Origin of the sequence: Streptomyces orinoci (assembly GCF_003121295.1) — a bacterium.
Classification (GTDB): Bacteria; Actinomycetota; Actinomycetes; order Streptomycetales; family Streptomycetaceae; genus Streptomyces; species Streptomyces orinoci.
Genome location: NZ_PHNC01000003.1, coordinates 160,885 through 168,025, shown reverse-complemented (window position 1 = coordinate 168,025; position 7,141 = coordinate 160,885). Strand labels below are relative to the sequence as shown.

Sequence of the window (7,141 nt, the reverse complement as noted above, 5' to 3'; positions counted from 1 at the left end):
GTCCGGGGACAGCCACTCATGGCCCGCCAGCGGATGCCCCTGCGGCAGCACCACATCGGCACGGTCCTCACCCAGAGCGACGGCGGACAGCGAAGGGGGCACCCGCAGCGGGATGTTGTGCCAGTCGTGCACTATCGCCAGGTCGGCCTCGCCCCGTACCACCTGGCCCATCGCCCGGGTGGGGTCGGTCTCCAGCAACCGGCAGTCCAACTCGGGATAAGGCCCGGAGAGATCGGCCAGGGCGGCGGCCACAAACCCTCGGCAGGCGGTCGGGAAGGCCGCCAGCACCAGCCGCCCGGCGGGCAGGTCGCGTTGTTCCTCCAGCCGTGCCCGGGCCCGCTCCAGCACCCCCAGCACTTCCTCGGCCGCCTCCGTCAACAGCCAGGCGGCGGGCGTGAGTTCCACCCTTCCCGCCTGCCGGTCCAGCAGTTGTGCCCCCACCTCGCGCTCCAGCTTCGCCATCTGCTGCGAAACGGCCGAGGGCGTATAGCCCAGGGAGGCGGCCGCCCCCGTGATGGAGCCATGGGTGGCCACGGCTCGCAGCGCACGCAGCCGGCTGAGATCAATCATGCAGCGATGCTAAAGCCCCTCCTTCAGCGATCCGCGCTGGCTGCCGGGCACCACGGCTGCTGGGATATCCGGCATGAAACCCGTTCACCTCGCCCTGGCGGTATTGGTCGCCGCCATTTGGGGCGTCAATTTCGTGGTAATCGACGTCGGTCTCAAGGACTTTCCGCCTCTGCTCTTTTCCGCCCTGCGGTTTCTGCTGGCGGCACTGCCCGCGGTTTTCTTTGTCGGGCCGCCCAGGGTGGCCTGGCGCTGGGTACTGGCCGTCGGAGTCGCCCTGGGAATCCTGAAGTTCGGCATGCTCTTCATCGGAATGCACAGGGGAATGCCGCCCGGGCTGGCCTCCCTGGTGCTCCAGGGGCAGGCCGTGTTCACCATGCTGTTCGCGGTGGTACTGCTGCGCGAACGCCCGCGCCGGGCCCAGCTGGTGGGCATGACCATCGCCTCGGCGGGCATCGTCCTGGCCGGTGTGGAGTCGGACACCGCCACACCAGCCGGGCTGCTGCTGGTGATCGGCGCGGGCGCCTGCTGGGGGCTGTCCAATATCGCCATGCGCAAGGCCGGTCCGCCCGACACCTTCCGCTTCATGGTCTGGGTCAGCGTGATCCCGCCCATACCGCTGGCCCTGCTCTCGGTGCCCGTCGAGGGCTGGCACCGGGACGTCGATGCCCTGCGGCATCTCACCCTGCCGGGGGCGGGGGCGGCGCTCTATGTGGCCTGGGGCGCCACCCTGTTCGGCTTCGCCGCCTGGGGATATCTGCTGCGCACCTATGACGCCCCCACGGTGGCCCCGTTCTCGTTGCTGGTCCCGGTCTTCGGGCTGGCGGCGGCCTGGGTGTGGCAGGGCGAGCGCATATCCGCCCCGGTCCTCGCCGCCGCCCTGCTGGTGGTGGCCGGAATCGCCATCGGCACCCGATTCCCGGGGCGGCCGGCAAACCCGGCGCCGCCCGCCCTCCATCGGCCAAGCCGCACAATGGCCCCATGCCGCAAACCGAACTGATCGTGCTGATCGGCCTGCAGGCCTCCGGCAAATCCACCTTCTACACCCGCGTCTTCGCCCACACCCACGCCCTGGTCAGCAAGGACCTTTTCCGGCGCGCCAAACACCGCCAGCGCCGTCAGATGCGGCTGATCGACGAGGCGCTGTCCCAGGACGTCCCGGTGGTGGTGGACAACACCAATCCCTCACCCGCCGAGTGGGAGCCGCTGATCGGGGCCGCCCGCTCGCATGGCGTCCCGGTCCTCGCCTACTGGTTCCCCCCGGACATCATCGGCTCCCTGTTGCGCAACGCCACACGCGAGGGCCCGGAACGGGTGCCCGAGACCGGTCTGCACAGCACCCTCCGACGCCTGCGCCGCCCCACACCGGCCGATGGCTTCGACGCCGTGCACGAGGTACGGCTCGACGGGCAGGGCGGATTCCTGGTCCGCCCGGCCGGCCGGGCCCCGGAGACCGGCGGGCAACCGGGCGGCGGTCCGCGTCCGTTGGCCGTGTTCGACCTGGACGGGACGCTGGCCGACGTCCGGCACCGGCTGCATCTGGTCCGGGGCGTGCCCCGGGACTGGGACGCCTTCTTCGCCGCGGCCCCGGCCGATCCCCCGCTGGACGAGGGCGTCCGGCTGGCGCTGGCCTGCGCCCGCCACAGTGAGCTCGCCTACCTCACCGGCCGCCCGGAGAGCTGCCGCGAGGACACCGTGGACTGGCTCGCCCGGCACAGCCTGCCCGCCGGCCGGCTGCTGATGCGCCCCGAGGGCGACCGCAGACCCGCCCGTACCCTCAAACCCGAGCTGCTGCGCGGCCTGGCCGCGCAGCGGCCGGTGACCGCCGTGGTGGACGACGACCGGCAGGTCTGCGCGGCCTATGAGGCCGCCGGGTTCCGGGTGCTGCACGCGCGGTGGGCGGAGCCCCAGCCCTTGCTGGAGCAGGTCCAGGAGCGCGAGGGCCGTACCTGACCGGAGCCGGACTCATCCGGCCAGTCCGGGGAGTTCGCCCAGTGCCTGGTCCAGGACCAGGGTGATCTCCTCCACCTCGTCGGCGGAGATCACCAGCGGCGGAATGATCACAATGGCCGGCCACCGGGCGAGGGTGGACACCAGGACTCCGCGGGCCTCCATGGCGTGCCTGAGCAGATCGGGCCGGTCCACCTCGATGGCGTACATCAGTCCGGTGCCCCGGACCGCGGTGGCCGAAGGGTGCCGTTTCACCACATCGTTGAGCCGCTGTTCCAGCTCGCGGCCGCGCTCCCGGACGTTGTCCAGCACCCCTTCGGTGGTGAGGGCCTCCACCACGGCCAGGGAGGCGGCCAGTGCCAGCGGATGCCCGTCGTGGGTCGAGCCCACGAACAGCTGCCGTTCCAGGGGCAGTTGGTGCAGCCGCTGATAGAACTCCGCGGAGAGCACCACGGCCGACAGCGGAGCATAGCCGGAGGTGAGTCCCTTGCCGAGGGTGAGGAGGTCGGGCCGCAGGCCGAGTTGTCCGGTGCGGGTGAAGGCGCCGGTCCGGCCCATGCCGGTGGTGACCTCGTCAATGATCAGATGGATGCCGTTCGACCGGCAGAAGCCGGCCAGTGATCTCAGATAGTCCTCGGTGAGCACATGTACGCCCTCGCCGACCACCGGCTCCACCACTACGGCGCTGATCCGTTCCGGCCCGTAGTCGGCCATCGCCAGCCGCAGATCCTCGGTACCGCCGTCGCCGTGCGACTCAAAGGGGCCGGGCGCGTGTGCCACCCCGGGCAGCAAGGGACCGGCCTGGTGGTGGAGATAGGGGATGCCGGTGAGCGCGCCCGCTCCGGCCCCCAGCCCATGGAAGCCGCGCCACATCCCGAAGACCGCCTCCCGTTCGGGGGCGCCCTCGGCGCGGTGGAGGAAGCGGGAGAGCAGTACCGCCGTCTCCACGGCCTGTGAACCATTGCCGCAATAGCGGATCTTGCTCAGGTGGCCGGGCAGATGCGGCAGCAGGGCGCCGGCCGCGGTCAGGGACAGGGCACTGGGTCTGCCATAGCCGATCAGGTTGGCATAGGGGAGGGTGTCCAGCTGCCGCTTGATCGCTTCTTTCACCCCCGGATGGTCATAGCCGAGGGTCACATTCCACAGCCCCGAGCGGGCGTCGAGGAACCAGCGGCCCCCGGCGTCCCGCACCCGGACGCCCCGCCCCTCGGCCAGCATGGTCTCCGGGGAGACCTCCTTGAGGTAGGCGCTCATGGCGGGGCTGTTCCACAGCGGGTAGTCGGCGGGGCTGATCATTCGTCACCGGCGATGATCTGGTCGATGGCGGTGGCCAGTTCGGTCACCGTGGGGTGCTCGAATATCAGCAGCAGCGGCAGTTCGACGCCGAACCGCTCCCGCAGCCGGTAGGTGACCACGGTGGCCAGCATGGAGTTGCCGCCGATGGCGAAGAAGTCCTCGTCCATGCCGAAGCCGTCCTTCTTCAGCACCACGGACCATGCTTCGGCCACGGCCTTCTCGGTCTCGGTACCAGCGCTCATGGTGTGCTTCCCTTCGTGGGGGTCCGGTTCAGCCGGGACAGCGGGGTATGCAGTGCCCGAAGCGCCATGGTCAGCAGCCGCGTGTACTGGGCACAGAGGTGTTCGACCACCGGCGGGTCGAGGAGGTCGCGGGCGTATTCGGCCGCGCCCTGGATGCCGTCCTCGCGGTGGGTGAGCACCAGATCCAGGTCGAACTTGGCGGTGCCGTTGAAGACATCGAGCACTTCGGTGCTCAGGCCGGGCAGCCGCAGGCCGCGTCCTCGTGCGTCCTGGAGCGAGAACATCACCTGGACCAGCGGGGAGTAGCCGGGTGCGCGGCGCGGATTGAGGGCGCTGACCAGCGCGTCAAAGGGCAGGTCCTGGTGCCGGTAGGCCGCCAGTGCGGTCTCCCGGGTCCTGGCCAGGAGCTCGGTGAAGGAGGGGTCGCCGGCGCAGTCGGTGCGCAGGATCAGGGTATTGACGAAGAACCCGATGAGCGGCTCCAGTTGGGGGTTCTTGCGTCCGGACACCGGGGTGCCCACGGCGATATCGGTCTGTCCGGTGTGGCCGGCCAGGGTGGCGTTGAAGGCGGCGAGGACGGGAGGCCCCGGGGCTCCGGCTCTCCGGCGGCACCTCCGAGATGATGCTGCAAACCCTGGCCGAGCACCTGCCGAACCTGGTGGACTGAACGATGGATCGCCAACTCGACAAGCATCAGCGCGACTTATCGCTGGCCCTGCGTGCCGCCCTGGTGGACACCGACCCCGATGACGTCACCTCCTGCCTGACCGACCTCGACCTCTACGCCCTGGAATGCCCAATGGAGCGGGACGGACTGGGATTCGGCCTGTCCATGGGCGTGATCGTGGCCGAGGAACTGGGCCGCCATGCCGCCCGCAACGACTACCGCGGCCGAGCCGCGGCATGGGACCGCGCCTTGGTCCCGGCCGACCGGGCCCGGACCCGGGGCGCATCCGGCAGGCGGGCATACCTCCTGGGTCTGGCCACCGGCGTCCACCGGCTGGCCGTTCAACGGTCCGTGCGCAGACGCCAATTCGGCACCGCGCTCGCCGAACGGCAGGCAGTGGCCTTTCCGTTGGCCGCACAGTACGCCCACCAGGAAGCAGTACGCCTGCTGGTGCCACGCGGCCTGGCTGAACGACCGCGACGAGCCCGCGGCAACGGCGGCGGCGGGCCCTGGCTTACGCGGTCGAGCACGCCCTGGAGGCCACGTCCTGGGCGGTGCATGTGCACGGCCCCTTCGCCCTGACCCGGCACGCTCCGGTGCACCGGCACCGCGAACTGGCGGCGGTGGAGGCGGTGCGCCTGGGGCGCCCGGCGGTGCTGTGGCGGGAGTCGGAAGGGGCGTGATGAACCAGCGCGTGGCCATTGTCACCGGAGCAGGCAGCGGCATTGGCGCCGCCCCGGCCATCCGGCTGTCCCGGGACGGCCTGGCCGTCGCGGTCCTCGACAAGGACGCGGAGGCCGGCGAACGGACCGTCCGCGAAATCACCGAAGGCGGCGGCTTCACCCTGGCCGTCCCCGCCGATGTCACCGATCCGGCCAGGATCGGCACTGCGGTCGCCCAAGTGGCCGCCCAACTGGGCCCGCCCACGGTGCTGATCAACAACGCCGGCCTCACCAGTGACCGCCCCTTCGCCGAAAATAACTTCCGATGACTGGGAGTTGGTACTGGAGCTCAACCTCCATGCCCCCCTTCTTGATGTCCCAGGCGGTGCTGCCGTACGAGCGACAGCAGCGCCACCGCCATGTCCCGCACCAGCGCGGCCCGCCATGGGGCCCAACTCTCCGCCCTGCAACGAGTGGCCACCGCGCGAACCCCGGTGCGGCGGGTGGGGCGGCCATCCGAGTCGCCAAGGTGATCGCCTTCCTCGCGAGCGAGGAGTCCGGCTTCATCAGAGGGGAAGTGCTGCCGGTCACTGGGGGGTGACGGTGTGAACCGGGCGCGGCACTCGGCAGCAGTCGCCTTCCACCAAGCGTCAGGGCTGACCTGAACCGGCCGGCGGCAAGAGGTCAGACCATGCAGGGCTCGGACGCCAGCTGCCGGACCGGGCCGAGATTTCGTTCTCCAGGTCCTTGGCCCCGGCTCGCAGAGCCTGGATGCGCTGGGCCGTCGAACGCAGGGCCCGCGCGGTCATCCGGTGCTCAATGCCGTGGGCCGAATGCAGTCGCCAACGGATGCCTTGCGGATGGAACGGGCTTGATGCCGACTCGCTCCTTGATCCAACCGTCCTCTGCGGAGCGGGCGATGCCGTCGTAGAAGGCAGCGGCCATCTTGGAGTAGCCGCTGTCGTTGGGGTGCAGGACGTCACGGAGGTCATGAGTGGTGACCTTGCCCATATCAACAAATCCTACCTGAAAGCCCCTGCCGCGGCGCTTCTTGACCACTCGTGGCACGGCGGCGTTGTACTTCTCAATTCGCTTCTCAGTTCCCGCGTCGGTCGACGGAACCAGGGATGAGACCAGTACGGTCATGTTGGGGGCAGCCGTTGTGATCTTGTCGATCAGCTCGCCGAGCCGGCCGGGGGCCTGGTCAGCCCGATAGTTGTCGTGCATGTCATTGGTGCCGATATGCACCAGCACCGCATTGGACTTCGCCGCGATCAGCCACTTATCGATATTGTCGACCAGACCGCCGATCTTCCAGCCGTAGTGCCCTTCATGGGCGGGGTCGGACAGTTTGCCGCTCCGCTGCGAACCGACGAAGTGGAGGTTACCGGTGTGCGGGGTCAACCGTTTCCAGAGTTCACCGCGGTAGCCGGACCCGGTTGAGCTACCGGTGCCATAGGTGATCGAGTCGCCAAGAGGCATCACCGCCAGTCGTGGCACCGTCCAGTTCTTGATGGTGGTCGTGGACGCGTCAGTTCTGGCCGCGTCAGGGTATAGCGCGGCGGCGGCCAGCAGACTTGCCATCAGGGCTGCGATCAGTGCGTGCACCACCCATGACCACGTTACAACTCTGCCGCATATTTCAGATTTAGAAATCAAGGAAGTAATTCTCAATCGGGTGTGCCCAAGGGCAGTCTGGGAAAAGCTCCGTGGCGGCATGGCGTCACAGTGCTCGACCAATTCATGAGTGAAAAACC

At 69.2% G+C, this 7,141-nt stretch carries 10 protein-coding genes and 1 pseudogene; 6 read left to right on the top strand and 5 right to left on the bottom strand.

The window, feature by feature from the left end; translation table 11 throughout:
- On the bottom strand, window positions 1-570 hold a 570-nt coding region (locus CV755_RS00855; RefSeq protein ID WP_153068548.1), incomplete at its 3' end, for a LysR family transcriptional regulator.
- 73 nt (window positions 571-643) lie between these two features.
- Here CV755_RS00855 and CV755_RS00850 point away from each other — a divergent pair.
- From CV755_RS00850 to CV755_RS35670, 3 genes and pseudogenes are all read left to right on the top strand, one after another.
- Window positions 644-1,567 carry an EamA family transporter gene (locus tag CV755_RS00850; protein WP_109278151.1) on the top strand — a complete coding sequence of 308 codons (924 nt, stop codon included), beginning with the start codon at window positions 644-646 and terminating at the stop codon, window positions 1,565-1,567.
- Window positions 1,549-1,866: pseudogene (locus CV755_RS35675) on the top strand (AAA family ATPase); the annotation flags it as partial. The gene CV755_RS00850 and the pseudogene CV755_RS35675, both read left to right, overlap by 19 nt.
- A gap of 123 nt (window positions 1,867-1,989) precedes the next feature.
- Window positions 1,990-2,520 (top strand): phosphatase domain-containing protein, encoded by a 531-nt coding sequence (locus tag CV755_RS35670; protein WP_241560890.1) that lies wholly within the window; start codon window positions 1,990-1,992, stop codon window positions 2,518-2,520.
- A gap of 12 nt (window positions 2,521-2,532) precedes the next feature.
- On the opposite strand, the gene CV755_RS00840 is transcribed toward CV755_RS35670, so the two are convergent.
- From CV755_RS00840 to CV755_RS00830, 3 genes are read right to left on the bottom strand one after another with little or no spacing between them, the layout of a single operon-like run.
- Window positions 2,533-3,813 carry an aminotransferase class III-fold pyridoxal phosphate-dependent enzyme gene (locus CV755_RS00840; RefSeq protein ID WP_109278149.1) on the bottom strand — a complete coding sequence of 427 codons (1,281 nt, stop codon included), beginning with the start codon at window positions 3,811-3,813 and terminating at the stop codon, window positions 2,533-2,535.
- Window positions 3,810-4,055 carry a phosphopantetheine-binding protein gene (locus CV755_RS00835; protein ID WP_109278148.1) on the bottom strand — a complete coding sequence of 82 codons (246 nt, stop codon included), beginning with the start codon at window positions 4,053-4,055 and terminating at the stop codon, window positions 3,810-3,812. Before CV755_RS00835 ends, CV755_RS00840 begins: the two co-directional genes overlap by 4 nt.
- Window positions 4,052-4,762: a condensation domain-containing protein gene (locus tag CV755_RS00830; RefSeq protein ID WP_109278147.1), complete on the bottom strand. Its 711-nt coding sequence runs from the start codon at window positions 4,760-4,762 to the stop codon at window positions 4,052-4,054. The genes CV755_RS00835 and CV755_RS00830 overlap by 4 nt, the downstream gene beginning before the upstream one ends.
- On the opposite strand from CV755_RS00830, the gene CV755_RS00825 reads away from it, so the two are divergent.
- Genes CV755_RS00825 through CV755_RS00820 form a run of 3 tightly spaced genes read left to right on the top strand, consistent with a single transcriptional unit; the run spans window position 4,726 to window position 5,713 of the window.
- Window positions 4,726-5,304: an acyl-CoA dehydrogenase family protein gene (locus CV755_RS00825; RefSeq protein ID WP_109278146.1), complete on the top strand. Its 579-nt coding sequence runs from the start codon at window positions 4,726-4,728 to the stop codon at window positions 5,302-5,304. The genes CV755_RS00830 and CV755_RS00825 overlap by 37 nt on opposite strands.
- A complete protein-coding gene (locus tag CV755_RS36585; protein ID WP_277751769.1) occupies window positions 5,277-5,405 on the top strand; it encodes a hypothetical protein in 129 nt (42 codons plus the stop codon). Before CV755_RS00825 ends, CV755_RS36585 begins: the two co-directional genes overlap by 28 nt.
- Window positions 5,405-5,713 carry an SDR family NAD(P)-dependent oxidoreductase gene (locus CV755_RS00820; protein WP_109278145.1) on the top strand — a complete coding sequence of 103 codons (309 nt, stop codon included), beginning with the start codon at window positions 5,405-5,407 and terminating at the stop codon, window positions 5,711-5,713. The genes CV755_RS36585 and CV755_RS00820 overlap by 1 nt, the downstream gene beginning before the upstream one ends.
- A 487-nt stretch (window positions 5,714-6,200) precedes the next feature.
- Here CV755_RS00820 and CV755_RS00805 read toward each other — a convergent pair whose 3' ends face one another.
- Window positions 6,201-6,995 carry an SGNH/GDSL hydrolase family protein gene (locus CV755_RS00805; protein ID WP_241560886.1) on the bottom strand — a complete coding sequence of 265 codons (795 nt, stop codon included), beginning with the start codon at window positions 6,993-6,995 and terminating at the stop codon, window positions 6,201-6,203.
- Window positions 6,996-7,141: the final 146 nt, after the last annotated feature.